This is a genomic window from Petrotoga halophila DSM 16923 (genome assembly GCF_002924615.1).
Genome location: NZ_JALY01000329.1, coordinates 1 through 1,031, shown reverse-complemented (window position 1 = coordinate 1,031; position 1,031 = coordinate 1). Strand labels below are relative to the sequence as shown.

General features: G+C 36.4%; 1 protein-coding gene. It reads right to left on the bottom strand.

Features of this window, described 5'->3' with window-relative positions; genetic code table 11:
* Positions 1-303: 303 nt before the first annotated feature.
* Positions 304-666 carry a hypothetical protein gene (locus tag AA81_RS13705; RefSeq protein WP_103899345.1) on the bottom strand — a complete coding sequence of 121 codons (363 nt, stop codon included), beginning with the start codon at positions 664-666 and terminating at the stop codon, positions 304-306.
* Between the last annotated feature and the right edge of the window lie 365 nt (positions 667-1,031).

Here is a 1,031-nt window from a genome sequence, read left to right as displayed (position 1 = left end):
CTTTTCGTTTAGTAAGTGCAGGAAAAAGATACTCATGAAAAATCTTATAATAATCGCTGAAAAAATCTTCTAATAGCTTAAATTCTTCCTTTTTCTTATCGCTCATTTTTATCACCCCACTTTGTAGTAGCAATTCCCATACTTTTAAGCGTTTTAGAAAGTATCCCGACAATTGGTCCAACAGATGGTGCAATTACTAAATGCAAGTATACCTTCCTCTCACACAAATCCTGTATAAGGCTCCTATAAAATCAAATAAATTTCACCTTTTTGGCCTTTTTTCACCTAATAAATACTTTCTCTTCAGCATTTGCTACGGCTATTGATACCAAGTTTCTCTTCTATCTTCCTTGCTTGATAGGTGAAGGAAGAATAACTTCCTTTGTATCCTTCTTCACAGATGAGTTCGTATATACGTCTTTTGGTTAACTTTTGGCTCTTGGGTTGCTTTGAATTGTGTTCTAACAAATGTTTGATACGTTTTTCAAAATCACCATTTACTGGTTTATCTCTCTCAACGTTCATATGATACTTCTGTTCTGGGTTCTTGATAGCTCTTTTAACCGTTGCTCTGTGTATCCCCATTTCTTTTGCTATCTCTCTTTGACTTTTGTGTTTGTTAAAATACAAAAATCTTATATAATTGTATTGTACCTTCTCTATCACCTTCCTTGAACCCCCTTCGGGGCGTTTCCCCCCCCTGTACAATTTTTTTATCCAAATTTATTATACAGGATTTGTGCGATAGGGTGGTACACTTTTCGATGAATAAGTGCAAAAAAATTGGTTAGATTATAAATCGATGTCTTTAAAATGATACCCTTTCCTTCAACCCAAACATTCTTCTTTGACTTAACAAAAGCATTCTCGCAATCTACAAGATGAACGTTCTTCAATAAAACGGGCGCAGTGTGAAAAGAAACAAACCCTTTTCCTTATGGTTGAAAAGCTGGGAAAGGGACCGCAAGTCCCTCTTTCCTTATAGGGCGGGGAGCGCGGGGGAAGGGCACTAATAAAGATACTTTTCCTCA